The sequence below is a fragment of the Azoarcus sp. L1K30 genome, from assembly GCF_018122735.1.
GTDB lineage: Bacteria > Pseudomonadota > Gammaproteobacteria > Burkholderiales > Rhodocyclaceae > Parazoarcus.
The window spans coordinates 3,339,689-3,357,992 of the sequence record NZ_JAGRRD010000001.1; the positions used below are offsets into that span (position 1 = coordinate 3,339,689).

The window sequence follows — 18,304 nt, forward strand, 5'->3', positions numbered from 1 at the left end:
CCTAGGTTCGATGCAGAATCAGAACTGCCGTGTCAGGCGCACGTAGAGTTGGTTGTTGTCACGGAAATAGCCCATGGTGCTGGTCGCGCTGTCGAGATCGCCTGGGCGACGAGGCTTACCGCCAAAGAAGAGATCGGCTTCGACCTTCAGCCGCCAGGCATCCCCAATCACCACATCGACACTCGGAATCACGAACCCGCCGCCATAGCTGACGTCCCAACCGCCTGCCAACTGCGGGTTGATGCGGTCGCCATCGAAACTCATGCCGAGCAAGGCGGTGAGCAGGGCTGAATCCCGCTTCTTGAGCGTGGCATAACCGACATTCATGACGATGTCGTCGGCCTTGTCGAAATCGAGAATGCGGGTGTTGAAGAACTGCACCGAGAACATCGACTGCTTGCTCGTGCCGATGACGTTGCGCAAGTCGAGGTTCTTGTCCATGCGGAACATCGAAGTGAAGGTATTCCGCCGCACGATCCCACCGAGCCCCTCGGGAAGTACACCCGGCAACATGCTCTGACTGCCGATGTTGAAGGCCGAACCCTTCGTATAGACCAGCTCGGTACTCAGCACCGCATCGATGGCTTGCAGGTAGCCCGACACCGTCGCGCCATAGACATCGTTCTGCGGGTGGATCCAGTCGCCCAGGATCCCCGTCGGAGTCTTCTTGTAGGGAACAAAGGATGAGTTCAGGACCGGGTCGGGATTGAATGTCTTCAGGTAGGCAAAGGAGTAATTGACTGCACCCCCGCGTCCGGACCAGCGCACTCCCCAGGTCTTGTCACGTACATCACCCGACGGATGGCGGGCATCATAGTGAGTCGCCGAAAGCGTGTCCGAGCCCCGGTAGGGCTGCGGTCGCCAGCGCCCGCCAGCGAGATCTACCGTGTTGCCGATATCCTCCTTGCGATCCCAGCCCGGACGGAACAAGAGCTGCAAAGCGCCATGAACTTCCGGCACCTGGACCGTCATGTTGGCCAGAATCAGGGGTTTGCGAAGTTCCTCGTTCTCGGGCTCGAGGAAGGCACGCCAGCGGTAGTCGAATCCGTGCACGACATCCATCGCGCGGAAGAAATCGGTCTCGCCCCAGACGACCTGCTGTTTTCCGAGTCTGACCTGGATGCGGTCGGTTGGCTCGAATTCGACATGCAGTTCGCGGATCTCGCCCTCGTTATAGAGGTAGTCCATCATGTCCGAGCCGGGCCCGCCCGGCGTGGTGGTCTCAACGCGCTTCTCCAGATCCTTGAGATAGCCGGTCTGGTGCTCGCGCACCCCGCGAGCAACCCCTTTGATGCGCAAGGGACCGACCTCGGCATCCGCGTCGAGCAGCAGCGTACCCCGAAGCATCGACAGCTTGCCGGAATCGTTGGCGGGGGTTTCCGGTGCATCCTGAAGATTGAAGGACGCCCCCATGCGGACATATCCGCCGAGATGGAAGCTGTTCTCCTCGGCATGGACGAGCCCGGCGGCCATCAACAGCGCCATCAGGGCCATGCGACGGCGTGGGCGGTAATGCACTCTCTTATTGTTCACCTTGTCTCCTCCTTGGTTTTTGGATCTACTGCGCTCTCCATCGCGCTTCAGGCCATCGCGGGTACCTGCTGCGACACTGGATCGGAAATGTCGCCGACGATGAATCGCGGACGGAACATGCGCACCATGGCCGGCATGACGAAGAGCGCGCAGCAGGCGGAGATCCCCAGCCAAAGGGCCATTAGCAGGCCCATCTCCGCCTGAAAGCGCAGCGACGAAGCCGCCCACAGAATCACGCTGGCGGTGAGCGTCAGTGCCGTGATCAGCACACCCTTTCCGGCACTGCGGAGCGATTGGGCAATGGCGCGATCGAGGTCCCGATGCTTGTGCAGTTCCTCGCGAATACCGTCAACAATGTAGAAGGCGTAGTCCACGCCAAGACCGATACCGAGTGCCGCAATCGGCAAGGTATTGATGTTCATCCCGATTCCCTTCCACGCCATATAGCTGAAGGTGAGCGTGTTGGAGATGACGACGGGCACCATGAAGAACATGCCAGCCACGGTCGAGCGGTAGGTCACGGTGCAACACACCACCAGCACCAGAAGCGCCAGGGCGATACTCTCGATCTGGCCAGCGAGGATGACTTCGTTGACCGCAGCCAGCACGCCAACCAGGCCGCCCGCCAACAAATATTCGCCACCGCCGGGCAAGGGATGCGCAGCGGCATATTCCTTGACCCGGGCCACGGCGGTGCGGATCGTCTCGCCCTGGTGGTCGCGGAAAAACAGGGTCACGGCGCCATCGGCGAAGCCATTGTCGGCATAGCGCTCGAGATCGCCGGGGTCAGCCCCTGATGTAAAGAGGTAAAGCAACTCGCCATTCTCTTCCGGCGTGGCGCCAAACTCCTCGTAACGCGGGCTGCCCTCACGCAAGGTTCGCTTGACCGTCGGCACGATGTCCGCGAGTGATATCGTGCCCCCCACGTCCGGCTGCGCCTCCATGAATCGCTGAAGCCCCGCCATGTTTTGCAGTACCAGTGGATTCTTGAGGCCGTCCTGACGGCCCGTGGCAGCGACCACGAACATCCGGTCCGCACCCGGAAAGCGATCATTGATCCGTGCGGCGTCGCGGTTGTACTCCGAGTCACCCCACAGGATCGGCGAACCCGGGTTCGCGTCGCCGACCTTGATACTGAACGCATATCCGAGTGACGCGGCAAAGACCACCGCCGAAGACGCCAGTACGGCGCGACGTACCCTCGGTGCAGCGGCGAGACGGACACAGCGGTCCAGGCCCCTGGCAAGCATCGGCGAGACGTCAACTGGATGAGCCACCGCATCCGCACGCCGGACGTAGGACAGCAACACCGGCGTCAACACCACCGCACTGACGGCGATCGTCGCTACCCATACGGTTCCGATGACGGCCACTTTCTGCAACAGCGGAATCGGGGTCAGGATGACGACGATCATGCAGCCGGCGTCGGCGACGACGCCGAGCATGCCGGGCTTGAACAGCGCCAGCATGGCGGTTCGCGCCGCCACCGCGGCATCGACGCGGTCGGGATGACGGGCAATCTCGTCGTCGAAGCGGGTCACCAGCTGCACCGAATGCGAAATGGCGCGCGCGGTGATCAGGAAAGCGACGACGATGACGAGTGGATCGAAGTGATAGCCGATCAGTCGAGCACAGCCCAGCGCCCATACCGCGCTCACCGCGCCCGCCGTCAGCGGCAACAGGGTACCGCGCCAGCTGCGGGTGATCAGGAACAGCAGCGCGACCAGCGCACCCAGCGTCATCAGAAAGATGTGCAGGGTCTCAGGCAGATAGTGGTCCACCCATCCATACAGCATCGGCTCCCCAACGACACTCAGCGCGATGCCGGGACCTTCGGCCTGCCTGACCAGCGCACAAATCTGCTCGAAGACAGCATGGTAGTCGAGCAGGTGATCATAGAAGTCCACCGTGACCAGCGCGGCTTTGAGGTCTGCGGAAACATAGGGCCCGTAGGCCATCGGGTTGTTCAGGACAGCCAGCTTCAAGGCGGCAATGCCGGCCTCGTCAGCCGGGACGTCGGGCCACATCAGCGGACGGATCTCGATGCCCTCCGTAGAAGTTCGTACCTCCTTGAGCTTCTTCGAGGCCAGGGACACGATCTGGAACGGATCGACCCCATCGACCTTCTGCAGATCGCGGGTAAGGACGTGAAGCGTCTTCAGAACCTCGGGGCGAAAAATGTCGCCGTCCTCGACCTCGAGCATGATCGACACCATGTTCGAACTGCCGAAGCCGCCCTTGTAACGATCATTGACCTGCACATAGGGGTGATCCGCCGGCAATAGATCGGAAAACTCCGTTCGTACCGGAACTCCTGATGCAAGCACCGCGAACACGGCAGTCAACAGACCAAGAATGAAGAGAACCCGTACCCGTTGGCGGATGCAGAGCGCAACGAAGGCACCGAGCCTGCGAAAAGTCTCGTCCCTCATGATCCACCTCCTGATCGCGGCGCCATGGCATGGGCGGTCTGGGCCACCAGCGAGAGGCCCGGACCAGCGTATAGCCAACGTCCCCCACCCTCGACGAGCTTCGAGTGCCACGCCAGCGAACGGCCGGTCGCGCGTTCGATGGCCCACTTGCTGCCATCGGGCACTCCCCTCAGCAGCACATCCCTCATGCCCACTGCGCGCCAGCCATCACCATCGACGGCGATGTCATAGAGGTGCCCAGCCGCCTTAACGGAATGGTCGATCCAGCTCATTCCGCCGTCATCGGTGATCAACACCGTACCCTCCAGTCCGACGACCGCGCCGTGCAAGGCATCGCGGAACGCGACGCCGGTGAGGCTCGCGCTGACAGGGACATTCGCCGTGTGCCAGACCTTGCCCCCGTCATTCGACCGCATCAAAGTGCCGGCCTCGCCTGCAACCCAAAGCGTATCGCCGGCAAGGGCGACCGCATTGAACCCGACATCGCGCTCGGCAACGAGGCGACGCCAACTACGGCCAAAGTCCTCGCTTTCGAGTAACGCACCCATCTCACCCACAGCAAGCGCTCGCCCTCTTTGCAGCGCGACCACGCGCAGCAGCTTGTTCGCAATTTCGGAACGCGGAGCCGGCACGACGGACCAGTGCAGTCCCCCGTCGTCAGTACGCAACACCACCCCCTGATTGCCAACGACCACTGCCTGGCGGCCGTTCCACGCAGCGAGATCCTGCAAATGCTCGACCGTCGGCGTCGGTTGCACCGTCCACGTCTTGCCACCGTCGTCGCTACGAACGATCTTTCCACGGCTTCCGGCTGCCCAGATCACACCGGGTGCGGGAAGATCGAGCCCGAAGAATGCGTCGCGACGCTCGATCGGCGGCGTCGGTACCGCCTGACCCGTTGGCGAGGGCTTGATGAACAAGCCGGCATAGAGCAGCGCTGCGATGACCAGCGCAGGTACGAGCGCAGCCGCGACGCGGCCAAGTGAGCGTGATGGGGAGGCGGCGCGATTCATCGGCACGACCAGTGCGCTACCACCACTCCCGCTTGCAGGCAAACAATGCAGGTATTCATATCGATCGTTCGTTCTAGCCATGGTTGAAATCTCCTCTCTGAATGCGCCCATGCTCTTGGCCCCGTTCCGGGGTCAATGGCTGCGGTCCCGCCCGCTCCCTGGCTGCCCCTTACGGGCGAGGATGGCGCGGTGCAGTCATGCGTTCAGGACGGCTCCCGCAGCGAAGGCAAACCATCCACCAGCTTGCCCCGCAGGCTGCGGCATTGGCCCTGGGCAACAGCGATGACTTTCCGTTCGCCGTTGAACACCTTGATGTCGTAGGTACTCGTGCGGCCGGCGTGGTTGCTCTCGGTTGCCTCGGCCACCAGCCTGTCACTGCATTGCGCGGGTGCCATGAAAACGATGTTCACCGCCTGCGAGAGGGTATTCACGTTGTAGGAATTGCAGGCATAGGCACATGCCGTGTCCGCCAGCGCAAAAAGGTAGCCGCCATGGCAGATGCCGTGACCGTTGATCATGTCCTCACTCACACTCATGGCGATCGCGGCATAGCCGGGCCTGACCGTTTCAAGTGCCATGCCGAGGCGCTGCGCGACCCGATCGCGGGCATACATCGCACTGCCGACTTCGCAGGCCACGGCGGTTCGGTCCAGCGGGGTATCGTCCAGTTTCACTGTGTGTCTCCCTGTTGATGAGGTCGCGGTGTGGCTCAGGCAGCAAGCACTGCGACCGTCATCGATTTGGTATCAGCGGCACGATCGCCGCCCATGCAGTGCGCCAAGCCGAGCCTGGCACCGTGTACCTGGCGCGCGCCGGCATTGCCTCTCAGCTGGCGGGTGAGCTCGACGATCTGCTCGACGCCGGTCGCGCCCACCGGATGTCCCCGCGCAAGCAGTCCACCCGAAACATTCACCGGCTTGCTGCCGCCGAGCGCAGTCACACCCTCTGCCACCAGGCGGCCGCCTTCACCCACAGGACACAGACCCAGCGCTTCGTAGTGCAATATTTCGGCGATCGTGAAAGCGTCGTGGCATTCGATCACGTCGAGATCCGCCGGCCCGACGCCAGCGATCTCGTAGGCCTTCTCCACGCCTTCGCGGTCCGTGCGCCAACGCACCATATCCTGCGGATTGTCGTAGTTGCCGGTCGACAAGGTGGCCGCACGTACCGTGATCCGGGCACCCAGCCGCCGCGCCATCGATTCCGAACAGACGATCAGCGCCGAGGCGCCATCCGCGATCGGACAAGACTGAAAACGCGTCAGCGGATCTGCGATCATCGGCGAGGCCAGCACTTCGCCCAGGGATACCTCGCTGCGGAACTGGGCGAGCGCATTGAGCACGCCATGACTGCGGTTCTTGACCGAAACCTGGGCCAGTTGCTCAACCGTCGTGCCGAACTCAGCCATGTGCCGACGCGCCCGCATGGCAAAGCTGGCGGGGGTCACCAGTCCGAGCAGGGTATCGAGTTCGCTGTCGCCGGAGCTGAGCAGCCCGAGTTGAGGCACGCACATCTTCTCTGCCCCGATCACCATCGCACAGTCCACCTCGCCCGCACGCACGGCCAGGCAGGCAAGGTAGAACGCTGTCGACCCCGACGTGCAGGCGTTCTCCACGTTCGCAATCGGCAGGCGTGACATGCCCAGCGCGGCAAAGACGTTCTGCCCGATGGTGAGATCACCGAAGAGCTTGCCTGCAAGGGCGTTGGCGAAAAACCCGATCCCGACATCGGCCGGCTTGATGCCGGCATCCGCCAACGCCCTACGACCCGCTTCTGCAGCCAGCTCGAGCAGGCTGACATCGGGCTGCCGACCAAAAGCCGTGCTCCCAATGCCGGCAATATAAACTTCGCCGCTCATCTCCCGACCTCCGATGCCGTCGGGTGTTCGGAGCGAAAAACAGGTCGCAGACAGGGACGGCCCTGCCCATCCACACCAAGCCTCATCAGGCCGACCTCAACACGCTGTCCGACCGTCAGTTCGTCAGCCATCGCCGGGTCGATCAGTCCGAAGACCCGCAACCCCGATCCGTCCAGATCGACATAGCCGACCGCATAGGGCTCGGGCAATCCAAACGGCGCCCGCGTACGGACCACGGTGTAGGTGTATAGACTGCCTGCGGCACCCACGCCCTGCCGCAGAGGCTGGCCCTGACAATAGGGGCAGCGCACGACACTTGGAAATACTGTAGCGCCACAGTCCGGACAACGACTGCCGACAAGCGCGTACGGCCCACGCCCATTCACTCGTTCGACCAAACCCGGCACCAGCTCTGCCGGCTCGGTAACATCCCCGCACATGGTCCCGGTCATGATGCACACGCCATCTGCTGGTTTTCCCGATCCCACGTATCGGCCGTAACGCCTTCTTCCCGCAAACGGAACTTCTGCACCTTCTCGGTTGGCGTCTTGGGTAAGGCGTCAACGAAGCGAACGTAGCGCGGCACCATGAAGCGGGCCATCAGGCCTTCGCAGTGCGCCACCAGTTCGGCTTCGGTCAGCACACTGCCAACCTTGCGCACGATGCACACCAGCACCTCGTCCTCACCCAACTCCGACGACACCGGCACCGCTGCCGCCTCCAGCACCTCGGGATGAGTGACCACCAGACGTTCGACCTCGAACGAACTGATGTTCTCCCCGCGACGCCGGATCGCGTCCTTCTTGCGATCCACGAAACGGTAGAACCCATCGCCGTCCCGCACCAGCGTATCGCCGGTGTGAAACCACAGATCCTGCCACGCCTCGACCGTCTTTTCCGGCATCCGGTAGTACCCGAGCAGTGTCGACCACGGCCGCTTCGGCCTCACCAGCAGTTCGCCCGGCACCTCGTCGCCAACCGGCAGACCGTCGTCGTCGACCAGCAGCACTTCACAGTCGGGATGCGGCTTGCCGCAACTGCCTGGACGCGTATCGTCGAGGCGGCTGACCAGGGCCAGACCGATCTCGCTCATGCCATAGCCTTCGAGGAGACGAACGCCAAAGCGGCGCTCGAAGGCCTCGTGGACCTCGGGGGTCGCCCCGGCTCCAAACAGCAGGCGCAGCGAATTGTCGATATCGTCCGCGCGAGGCTCGGCCTTGAGCAGGATGGCCAGAATGCTCCCGATGTAGTTGAACTCGGTGCAGCCGTAACGCTTCACCTCATCCCAGAACACGCTGGCGGAGAAGCGTTCGGCCAGCACCATGCGCGCACCCGACAGCAACGCAGGCACCGCCGACAGGAACTTTGCATTGCCATGGAACAGGGGCAGTGCGTTGTACAGGCAGTCGGCCTCGGTGTAGCCGGCAATCGCGCACACGCTTTCCGCGGTCTGTACCGCATAGTTCTGAGGGAGTACCGCCCCCTTGGATGGGCCGGTCGTACCCGAGGTGAACTGGATCCCCATCGGATCGCTCCAACGCACCTCGGGACGCTCGAATACGCCATCGTTGTCGACCAGCCTCGCCCACGGCAGTACCTTGCGGCCTTCAAGCGCAAAGTGCCCGTCCTCCATGTCGAGCACAATGACCGTGTGCAGGCGGGACAGTGTTTCCGGACGCGCGGCAATATCGCTTATCCGATCAGCAAAAGCTGCCTCGACGACAAGCACATCGCAGTCGGCCTGATCGATCAGATAGGACAGCAGATAACCGCGATGAGCGGTATTCACCGGCACCTCGACTGCCCCCAGCTTCGACAGACCAAACCACACCGCGAGGAACTCAGGGCGATTGGCCAGCATGACGGCCACCTTGACCCCCTTGCCGACCCCTTGCGCAGACAGGCCGGTCGCCACGCGGTTTGCCTCCGCATCGAGCTGACCGTAGGTAAATTCGCTACCGCGATACCAGAACCATGGACGTTCCGGCATACGACAGGCACGCCACTCCAGCAGTCCGTGCAGCGTACGCTTTGCGGGGTCGCGCAGATCGATCGTCTCCATCTCGACGCCCCTCATGCCGTCGCGGCCGCCACGGATCCCGCACCCGGATCGGGCCACCGCCCGTACCAGCGCAGTACCGCCGCAGGCGGACACTTGGCGGACCATTCACGGACGAAATCGGCGTAAGGCTTTGCCCTCGCCTTGCGAACATGGCGAGCATCCGTGCGCAGAGCCCTCGTCGCCTCTGCATCGAGCCGCAAGGTATCGGCATCGTAGGCGACGCGATAGACATTACGCGCCGCCCACGGCGTCACCAGCTTGCGCCGAAGATCGGCGATGACCAGCGCGGGGTCGCGCTCGAGCACGTCGCCATACCCGGCGCCACCGGATACCGGTACATAGATCGTGTCGCCCTCAGCCAGAGGCTGAGGCGCGAAGCTGACATGCTGCAGCCGACGCTCGCCCGCTTCCACGCGGTCCTGCCCATACAGCGCCCCCATGTCGTGTGGCAACTCGGCACCATCGGCAAGCAACTGTCGCATATTGCCGTTGGCAACGACCTGGACGAATATGGTCGGTGCTGCGCGCCCGCCGAAAATCCCCGGTGTTGCCGGGAATCGGGTGCCGAAACCCATGCCCCCGACGGCCAGACCCGGCGTCCCATGCACCATCGCGCCAAAACCCACACCGGCACCACCACGGAACTTGCCATGGCCATAGGAGTTGTTGAAGAAGTTGCGGAACAGGTAGAGGAAGGGCCGGTCGGCTTCGGTCGCTTCGACGTCGCCGCAGTCACTCATGGTGGCGAAGAAGGCGCCCGCCGCGTCGACCCCGTCACCATCGGGGCAGCCACCACCGCCGGTGGCATTGATCTCAGGGGTGATGTCGGCCACCGGGTCGCCCCACTGGTTGAGTCCGCCATAAGGCGTAACGGCAAAACCCGAATACCAGCACCCCACCGCACGCAACGGCTCGATCGCGTAGGTCATGCGTGCGCCACACATGAACATGCCCTGGGTAAATGCCACCTGGGTGGCAGGCGCATAGGAAACCGGGAGATCACCACCGGCGCTGACCAGCGTATTGTCGTCAAACTCCCACTCGATCGCGTCAAGCAGGCCATTGTTGGCCGGAAGATCGTGGAAGAACCAACCGCAGAAATACACCATCGCCAACCCGATAATGCCCTGGAAATAGCTGTTGATCGGGCGGTCGGAAATTGCCGGCGAAGATCCCCGCAGAATCAGCTTGATCCGGTCTCCACGCTTCTCCACCGCGAGGTTGATCTTGAGCAACGCATCTTCCGGTCCAGTCGTATCCATGAAACGGGGCTGACGGTAGATGCCGTCGTTGAGACGCGACACCTTGCGCCGTGCCGCCTCGCCGGTAATCCGCAACACGCGGCGCAAAGAGCCAACGAAGAAGTCGCTGCCCTTTTCGGTGATGATCTCCTTCACCCGGCGTTCGGCAATCCGCGACGCTGCGAGCCGAGCCTTGATGTCGAGCAGCATGGTGCGTGGGTCGCGGGTCATGTTGGCGAGCATGCCCAGGATATCCTCCTTGAGCACGAAATCCTCGCCGATCTTGATGGGCGTCACCAGCAAGCCTTCGTCGTAGCGCGAACGCGCGCCGTTGACCATGCCGCCCGGTTCGGAACCGCCACATTCGCCGGTATGCACGGCGGCACCGATGAAGCAGACCAGTTCGCCGTCGGCGAATACGGGAATCGCGAGCCCCATGTCGGCGTTATGCACCCCGCCATAAAATGGATCGTTGTAGAAGAAGGAGTCGCCCTCCTTCAGTCCCACCGATGGATCGTCCTTCCAGTGTTTGACGATGTACTTGATCGGAATCTGTGACAGCACGGCATGATGGTAGATGCCAGTGGCACAGATCGCGAGATCGCCCTGGGCTGTGTAGATGCCGAAGGCCACGTCCCCCCAGCGCATCGCCGTCGACGCGCCAAGGCGCATGGTGGTTTCCTTTCCTTCCAGGGCAATCATGCCTGCCTTGTGCTGGAAGATCTCGAACTCGAGGTCGTCGATTCCCTGCTGGGCCGCCACCTCGCGGGCAGTCTCCGGTTCGGGGCGCAATCGTTGCACCACCTCGAAATCGCGCCCATAACGGAAGTTCGCGCGTGCGTTCATGTCTCCTCCTGATTCTCTTCTGGTTCGATGCAGTGTCGGATGCGGTGCGACGGCCTGTCAGGCGGCGTACTCGAGCACACCGTTCTTCCATGGGTCCATCCGGTAACACCAGCCAGGCTCGATGACGTAAGTCGTTTCCGGTGCCTCGATCAGGGCGGGGCCATCGATCCGGTTGCCCGGGGACAGGCGAGTCCAGTCATAGACGACGGTGTCGACCAGACCGACCGCGGGATCGAAGCAGGCCGGGCGAACGCCACTGCGCGCGGCCGACGCGTCTTCGCTGCCATTTGCGAGTTGATGGAAGGGGGCTCTGGGTTGGTGCACCGATGCCGTCAGATAAAAGCACTCGACGTTGATTCCACCCACCGGAAATGCAGCTTCGGGCGAATAGATTTCGGAGTAGCGACTGGTGAAGCGATCGCACAGATCACGCACGTCTTCCTCGGTCTGCAGGACCAGGTGAGGCACCTCGACCTTGGTCACGTTGTACTGGCTGCCGTAGCGCATATCCAGCTCAAGCCGGAACTGGATGCGCTCCTCGGGAAAACCCTCGAGACGCAGGTCGCGTACCGCCTGGTCGCGCAGTTCGCGAACCACCTGATTGAACGATTCGAGATCTGCCAGCCACGCTTGCTCGTTCCAGCGAAACAGCTTGAGCGTACGCGACACGTCCCACACCTGACGAATTTCCATGGTGGAAGCGCCGAAGGCCCCGAACACGGATGCCACGGCCGGCACGACTACCCTGCGGGAGCCGATGTAAGGTGCAAATCCGCAGGCATGCGCAGCACCCGCGCCGCCGCAAGCGAATACAGTGAACTTGCGCGGGTCATGACCCTTCAGCGCAACTTCGTTGAACACCTCCTGGCCCATGCGGGCGTCAACCAGGCGACGGATGCGGTGCGCGGCCTCCAGTACGGTGATGCCCAGCGGAACGGCAATACGGGTTTCGATCGCATCGCACGCCAGGTCGGCATCGAGGTACATCTCGCCACCGAGGTAGTTGTCCGGATTCAGGTAACCGAGCACCAAGTCGGCATCGGTCACCGTCGGCTCGACCCCGCCCTTGTCATAACAGGCGGGGCCAGGCATTGAGCCCGCCGACTGCGGACCGACTTCGAGCGCCTTGCCCATCAACTCGTTGACCCAGGCGATCGACCCGCCCCCGGCGCCGATCGACTTGACCTCGATCGCAGGAATATTGGTACGCCAGCGATCGATCACGGGGATGAAGTCATGCGCTCGAAGTTCGCCCCCGCTGATGACGCCGATATCGAACGACGTCCCACCCATGTCGGTAAACACGACATTGTCGGTGCCAATCAGGCGACCGACTTCAGCCGACCCGTACATGCCTGCCACCGGGCCGGCGTTATGCGTCAATACAGCCTTGGTTCGCGATACTTTCTTTGTCCCACCAGTGTTGTGGACCAGGATCAAGGGACGTTGGTAGCCGCCATCGCGCAACTCGTTGCCGAGCCTGTTGAGGTTATCGGCCATGATGCCGTGGATGTACGCGTTCACCACGGTGGTCATGGTCCGGGTGTATTCACCGGACTTTGGCGAGATTTCGCTCGACAGCGTGACCGGCATCGCCCCAAGGTAGTCCTCGGGATATTCCTCCTCGATGATCTGCTTGATCAGGCGTTCATGCTCGGGATTGACGAAGGACCACATCAGGCTGACGACGAAGCCCATTGCGCCACGGTCGACCAGTTGCTGCAGCTTCTCCAGCACATCCTCACGCGAGAGCGGGGTGACCACGCCGCCACGGCAATCGATGCGCTCGCGTACGCCGACCACCATCTCCGGATCGATCAAGGGCGCCGGTTTGCGGATTCTGGCCAGATCGCGGGCCTGATGCACCGGAATGCCATCGGCCCAGCTACGTGAGCGCCCGATGAAGATCGTGTCCTCGAATCCCGCAGTCGTGATCAGGCCGAGCTTGGGACCATTGCGTTCAATGAGCGCATTGGTGCCGACGGTGGTCGAATAGCGCAACGCCTCGACCCGCGACAGGTAGTCGTGTCCGCCCAGACCACTGCGCCGGGCCAGCTCCTTGATTCCCCTCATGAAGCCCACCGACAAGTCATAGTGGGTGGTCGGCGTCTTGTAGACCACTGCCTGACCATCCGCACCGATCGAACAGAAGTCGGTGAATGTACCGCCGATGTCGATCCCGACGTTGAATCCCATGTTCATGTCTCCTATTGGTTTTTTCTTTGCGGAAGACGCTAGGCAGCAGTGGCGCCCGCTGCCTTGAGTGCCTCGATATCACGGGTCTGAGCAGCACTGGCAAACCACAGCACAGGGCCTCCCTGTATCGCCTCAGCGACTGTTGACGGTGCTGCCGACATCCCCAGGCTGCGCCATCCGGCAGCGGCCGCAGCCTCCAGACAAACACCCGCATCGGTCACTGCGCCCGCGAGCAGCAGATGATCGAGGCGCAAACTGCTACGCGCGGCGATCGCCGCCAGCGTGTCCGTGCCGGAGAACCGCATGCCCAGCGCCACACCGTAGTAATCGGCCACGTTCTTGAGTGTGCCGAACAGGCGCTTGGCGTCCGCGCCAGCCAGCGCGGTAGCGTCGTGCTCATTGACCAGTACAAGCGCAGGGCGACTGGCGCAGAGCTTCTCCATGAACGCGACCAGACGCACTTTGAGCGCATCGAGGGCCGCACGGTCCCCGCCGTCCAGGAGTGCAATCGGCCCAGGCATCAACACCGCGAGGTCGCACCCGCCGCGCTGTGTTTCGGCCAGACGTTCCAGCGTGTCGATCAGCGCGGCAGCGGTATCGTCGGCGCCGCCACGAAGCGCATCGGCAAGCCCCTGCTGTACGCCATCCGCCGCGCCAATCAGGATCGCCTGAGCGTCGACCAGGCGTGCGGCGCGCGGCAAGGCATTCGCCCAGCGTGTCGGATCAGCAGCAAGAGCGGATTCCGCCACGCCTTCCATGTCTGCCGCAAGGCCTTCGAGAAAGGGCAGGAAGCCGGGACCGGTCGGCTGGCCACCACTGACCAGCGTTGCGAAGAAGCTCATTTCGAGTCCCCTCAGGCCACGCCGTGCCGCACCTTGAGCGCGGCGATGTCGAGTTCGATGTCGTGGGTCAGCGGATGCCCCGGTGGCAGATACTCGTTTTCGATCAGCGTGCCGCAATCCGGACAGTAAAACTCGATCAGTCGGCAATAGTCGGGATCCGGCGCGAATGAAAACGCCTCGCCGGCGGTCATCGACGGATGGGCCTCGGTGATCGGTATCTCTGCCACCAGGCATCCACGTTTGTAGTCTTCTGCAGCCGGACCCAGTACATGGTTGCAGCGATTGCACTGCCACTGTTCGGTATCGAGTTCGATATCAAGATATTCCGTGATTCGTACTTTCATTGTTGGCGGCTCCGCTCGATAAGCGCGTTGTCGTACTGATCCACCCGCAACGCCCAGCCTGCGGGAATCACCATCGTGGTTTGACCCGACTCAACGATGACGGGACCCGTCAGCGCATGGCCGTTGCCCAGCCGCGCTCTGTCATACACGGGCAGCATTCGGTGCCCTTCACGCGCCCCGAGATAAACCTGGCGCTGAGTTCGCAAAGCCGTTTCGAGCCCGTCGGTCGCTGCGGCAACTGCTTGCTGCCGGTAGTGCGGCACGCTCGAGCGCGCGAACAGACCGAGGGTGGAGAGCGTCAATTCCGCGTCGCCGGCAACGCCGAGCAGGCGGATTGCCCGGGCCCGGAGGCGCTCTACGCTGTCATGCGCGGCGAAGGTATCGACTGCTGCGGTGAGACGGGCTTCGCGACCCGCGGCATCCTCGACAATCAGTTCGAGCTGCCAGGCAATACCCTCTGCACTGAAACCCTCACCACGCATGTCGGCACTGCCTCGCCGACTCAGCCCCGCCACGATGTCGCGTACCGCGGCATAGTCATGCCCTGCATCGAGCGGGAGATCCAGGCGGTGGTAGTAAAGGTGGCCGACATCCATCAATGACGACGAATACGCCGAAAACACCGCCGAAAACGGCGTGATCACCAGACGATCGATGCCCGCAATCTGTGCGATCTGGCAACTGTGAAGCGGTCCGGCACCGCCGTAGATCACCATCAACGGATCGGGATGCACACCAATCTGATCACGAATCCTCGCCAGCTCGCGGCCAACATCGGTTTCCACCGTCTGCCTGATCCGGCATGCGGCCTCCTCTACGGATATACCGAGTGGGCCCGCAACATGCTCGGCAATCGACTCGCGGGCCTTGTCGACATCGAGACGGCGGGCACCACCGAGGAAATAGTCGGGATCGAGCCAGCCAAGCACGAGATTGGCATCGGTCACCGTCGGCAGCTTGCCGCCGAGGCCGAAACACACCGGCCCCGGTAACGCACCAGCCGATTGCGGACCGACCCGGAGCACGCCTTCCACGACACTGGCGATCGAACCACCCCCTGCGCCCAGCGCCCGGATCTCGAGCATTGGCAGATTGCAGTCGAAACCCTCGATGTCGGGGCGCAAGGCATAGCCTGGTTCCCCCTCCCGCACACAGCCGATGTCGAACGAGGTACCGCCCATGTCACCCGAGAACACGCACCCGGCACCGTACATCGCACCGATCTCGCGCACCCCCAACAAACCCGCTGCCGGACCTGAATTGTAGGTATTGATCGCGCGTGTCTTGGCCACACGGGCAACCGCGCCATTGTTGTGACCGATCAGCAACTGACCGCGATAGTCCAGACGACGCAGATCCTCGCCGGCCTTGTACAGCAGTCGGGTGAGCTTGCCGTGAATGTATGCGTTGAGCACTGCCGTGTTGATACGCTCACGGTAGCCGCTACGCTGGACGATGTCGGCACTGAGGAAAACCGGTACGGAACCAAGGTAGTCGCGTGGATATTCACGTTTGATCGCGTCGCGAATAGCACGCTCGTTGGCCGGATTGATATCGGCATGCTCGAGCGCCACCACCAGACAACGTGCGCCACGATCGATCAAGGTCTGAGCAGCCTCGAGCAACTGGAGCAACTGCGGGGCACGCCGTACATGACCTGCGCCATCCATGGCCTCATCCACACCGGCCACCATATCGGCGGCGACCAGTGGCGTCTTGCCTTCGACGTCCGCAGACGGCGCCAGCCCCTCCATGCCCGCGGTGACGATCAGCCCGATCTTGGCGCCATCGCGCTGGATGATCGAGTTGGTACCGATGGTATTGGAGAAACGGATGATGTCCGTCTCGAACAGGAATTCGCGCACAGGCAGGTCGAACGCGCGTGCGGACTCCCTGATGCACTCCATGAAGCACATCGTGAGATCGTGCGGTGTCGTCGGTGTCTTCACCGTGCGAAAAGCGTCGCCATGCGTGACGAAGCCATCGGTGAAAGTCCCGCCGGTATCAATGTCGACGGTAAAGCCCATTTGTCTCCTCCATTGTGTTCGGTCTGCTGTTTGTCTTTTTTGTCGGACCGTGGATCAGCTCTGCCCTGGCGGGGTACCGATCACCCCGTACAGCACGAACGCCACGATCTCCTCGTACACTTCATCCGGTGCGAGCGGTCCGTCGGGGCGGTACCAGCGCAGGTACCAGTTGACGACACCCAGCACGTTGAAGGCCAGTATCTTGGTCTGAGCGCTCTTCACCAGACCTTCGGTACGCAGTTCTTCAAGGATGCCGACATAGGCATCGAGCACGCGCTTCTGGATGGCCTTGCTTGTCTGATCGCCCGCAGCCGACATGCGGTCGTAGTCGATGAGAAAGATCTTCGATTCCTTCTGGTAGAGCGCCGACGCTGCGAGATGCGCGCGCAGCACCCGCCGGAATCGCTCGAGGGCGTGTCCACCGCCACCAAGCGCGGCTTCGAGTCGCGCCGGCAAACCCTTGACCGAATAGTCGAGAATCGCCGACCACAAGCCCTCCTTGTTTCCGAAGTAGTGATAGATCACCGACACGCTGACGCCGAGCGTCTTTGCGATATCCCTGATCGACGTACCCTTGAATCCTCTCGTTGCGAACAGATCGACTGCGGTCTGCAGCAATTCCTCACGCAATCCGGTGCGCTCCCGTCCGGCGCCTTCCTGAGCATTGTCAGGCACAGCCTCATTGGTATTGGTGTCCAGCATGCCGCTTCTTCCTCGTTGAATGGTCTGATTGTTATCGATCGTTCGTTCGATACACGCCGTGATCCTTTTACCATCTTTCCCAAGGGCCAGCAGTAAGTGGCGCACCTGTAACTGCCATATTGACCAATAATCTATCGAACGATCGTTCTGGTACGCATTGTTGGCCGCCAAACGATCAATGTCAACCGGAAATTCGCGCTGATATCAGGGCAATCTTCGAACATCATCATGGTGCAAAGCAGCATCCATGAATGCATTGACGGCACGATTCTGCTTGATTATTGTGAATGTATCGAACGATCGTTCTCTAAAAATCCTCATCGAGATACGTTCGGCAAGTTCACCCGCCTCAAACCACACAAAGGAGACAACAAATGGGTCGCGTACAAGACAAGATTGCACTCGTCACCGGCGCCGCCAACGGCCTGGGCCGCGCCACGGCAGAACTGTTCGCCCGCGAGGGCGCTATCGTTCTGCTCACCGACATCGATGACAGAAATGGCGAAGCAACGGCAGCGGCCATCTGTGCCAACAACGGCCGCGCGCGCTACATGCATCACGACGCCTCGAAGCCCGAGGACTGGAATTCGGTACTGGATGCGCTCCGCCATGCGCACGGCCGCCTCGACATCCTCATCAACAATGCCGGAGGGGGCACCTACAATGACATCGAGACTGTGACCCTGGCCGAATGGCGACGGATCATGAGCATCAACCTCGACGCCACCTTCATCGGCACCCAGGCGGCAATCCGCTGGATGAAAGAGACAGGCGGCGGCAGTATTGTTAACGTGAGTTCGGTTGCCGCCTTCGTCGGTTCGCCCAACCTTGCCGCCTACTGCGCTGCCAAGGCCGGAATCAACCTGCTGTCGAAATCAGCCGGAGTTTACTGTGGCCAGAAGGGCTACGGCATTCGCGTCAACTCGGTTCATCCAGGGCTGGTAGAGACGAAAGCCGGGGTGGAAATGGCACGACTCGCCACCGGTGCGGGCAGTGACGAGGAGGCTATCGCCATGTTCACCGGCCTCCATCCGATCGGACGCATTGGCCAACCCGACGATATCGCGCAAGGGATCCTCTACCTGGCCAGTGACGACTCCAGCTTCGTTACCGGCTCAAGCTTGGTCATCGACGGCGGCTTCACGGCAATCTGACCGAGGAAGAATGGGGGCCGGGCTCACGTCCCCCGGCCCCCGGCAGGCCCACCC

Annotated in this window: 14 protein-coding genes; 1 reads left to right on the top strand and 13 read right to left on the bottom strand. The window is 62.2% G+C overall.

Going from position 1 to position 18,304, the window contains the following annotated elements:
- Nucleotides 1-18: 18 nt before the first annotated feature.
- The 13 genes from J5J83_RS15385 to J5J83_RS15445 form a co-directional block, all read right to left on the bottom strand.
- Nucleotides 19-1,533 (bottom strand): DUF1302 family protein, encoded by a 1,515-nt coding sequence (locus J5J83_RS15385; RefSeq protein ID WP_212350615.1) that lies wholly within the window; start codon nucleotides 1,531-1,533, stop codon nucleotides 19-21.
- A 47-nt stretch (nucleotides 1,534-1,580) separates the two neighbouring features.
- Nucleotides 1,581-3,965, bottom strand: coding sequence for an efflux RND transporter permease subunit (locus J5J83_RS15390; RefSeq protein WP_212350617.1), 2,385 nt, complete (start codon nucleotides 3,963-3,965; stop codon nucleotides 1,581-1,583).
- Nucleotides 3,962-5,059 (bottom strand): YCF48-related protein, encoded by a 1,098-nt coding sequence (locus J5J83_RS15395; RefSeq protein ID WP_212350619.1) that lies wholly within the window; start codon nucleotides 5,057-5,059, stop codon nucleotides 3,962-3,964. Before J5J83_RS15395 ends, J5J83_RS15390 begins: the two co-directional genes overlap by 4 nt.
- A gap of 122 nt (nucleotides 5,060-5,181) precedes the next feature.
- Entirely contained in the window at nucleotides 5,182-5,652 is a 471-nt protein-coding gene (gene paaI / locus J5J83_RS15400) for a hydroxyphenylacetyl-CoA thioesterase PaaI (protein WP_349251901.1), read from the bottom strand.
- A gap of 35 nt (nucleotides 5,653-5,687) precedes the next feature.
- The gene (locus J5J83_RS15405) at nucleotides 5,688-6,836 is read right to left on the bottom strand and encodes a thiolase family protein (RefSeq protein WP_212350621.1); all 1,149 of its coding nucleotides are present in this window, start codon (nucleotides 6,834-6,836) and stop codon (nucleotides 5,688-5,690) included.
- Nucleotides 6,833-7,288 carry an OB-fold domain-containing protein gene (locus tag J5J83_RS15410; protein ID WP_212350622.1) on the bottom strand — a complete coding sequence of 152 codons (456 nt, stop codon included), beginning with the start codon at nucleotides 7,286-7,288 and terminating at the stop codon, nucleotides 6,833-6,835. The genes J5J83_RS15405 and J5J83_RS15410 overlap by 4 nt, the downstream gene beginning before the upstream one ends.
- Nucleotides 7,285-8,898: an AMP-binding protein gene (locus tag J5J83_RS15415; RefSeq protein ID WP_212350624.1), complete on the bottom strand. Its 1,614-nt coding sequence runs from the start codon at nucleotides 8,896-8,898 to the stop codon at nucleotides 7,285-7,287. The genes J5J83_RS15410 and J5J83_RS15415 overlap by 4 nt, the downstream gene beginning before the upstream one ends.
- Before the next feature lie 11 nt (nucleotides 8,899-8,909).
- The gene (locus J5J83_RS15420; protein WP_212350626.1) at nucleotides 8,910-10,985 is read right to left on the bottom strand and encodes a hydantoinase B/oxoprolinase family protein; all 2,076 of its coding nucleotides are present in this window, start codon (nucleotides 10,983-10,985) and stop codon (nucleotides 8,910-8,912) included.
- Nucleotides 10,986-11,042: 57 nt separating this feature from the next.
- Nucleotides 11,043-13,181 carry a hydantoinase/oxoprolinase family protein gene (locus J5J83_RS15425; RefSeq protein WP_212350628.1) on the bottom strand — a complete coding sequence of 713 codons (2,139 nt, stop codon included), beginning with the start codon at nucleotides 13,179-13,181 and terminating at the stop codon, nucleotides 11,043-11,045.
- Nucleotides 13,182-13,219: 38 nt separating this feature from the next.
- Nucleotides 13,220-14,023 carry a hypothetical protein gene (locus J5J83_RS15430; RefSeq protein WP_212350630.1) on the bottom strand — a complete coding sequence of 268 codons (804 nt, stop codon included), beginning with the start codon at nucleotides 14,021-14,023 and terminating at the stop codon, nucleotides 13,220-13,222.
- Nucleotides 14,024-14,034: 11 nt separating this feature from the next.
- Complete coding sequence (locus J5J83_RS15435) at nucleotides 14,035-14,367, bottom strand: acetone carboxylase subunit gamma (protein WP_212350632.1); 333 nt, start codon at nucleotides 14,365-14,367, stop codon at nucleotides 14,035-14,037.
- Nucleotides 14,364-16,394, bottom strand: a complete 2,031-nt coding sequence (locus J5J83_RS15440; protein ID WP_212350634.1) for a hydantoinase/oxoprolinase family protein — start codon at nucleotides 16,392-16,394, stop codon at nucleotides 14,364-14,366. The genes J5J83_RS15435 and J5J83_RS15440 overlap by 4 nt, the downstream gene beginning before the upstream one ends.
- Nucleotides 16,395-16,448: 54 nt before the next feature.
- Complete coding sequence (locus tag J5J83_RS15445; protein ID WP_212350636.1) at nucleotides 16,449-17,096, bottom strand: TetR family transcriptional regulator; 648 nt, start codon at nucleotides 17,094-17,096, stop codon at nucleotides 16,449-16,451.
- Nucleotides 17,097-17,470: 374 nt separating this feature from the next.
- Between J5J83_RS15445 and J5J83_RS15450 the strand changes: the two genes are divergently transcribed.
- Nucleotides 17,471-18,250 (top strand): glucose 1-dehydrogenase, encoded by a 780-nt coding sequence (locus tag J5J83_RS15450; protein ID WP_212350638.1) that lies wholly within the window; start codon nucleotides 17,471-17,473, stop codon nucleotides 18,248-18,250.
- The last annotated feature ends 54 nt before the right edge of the window (nucleotides 18,251-18,304 follow it).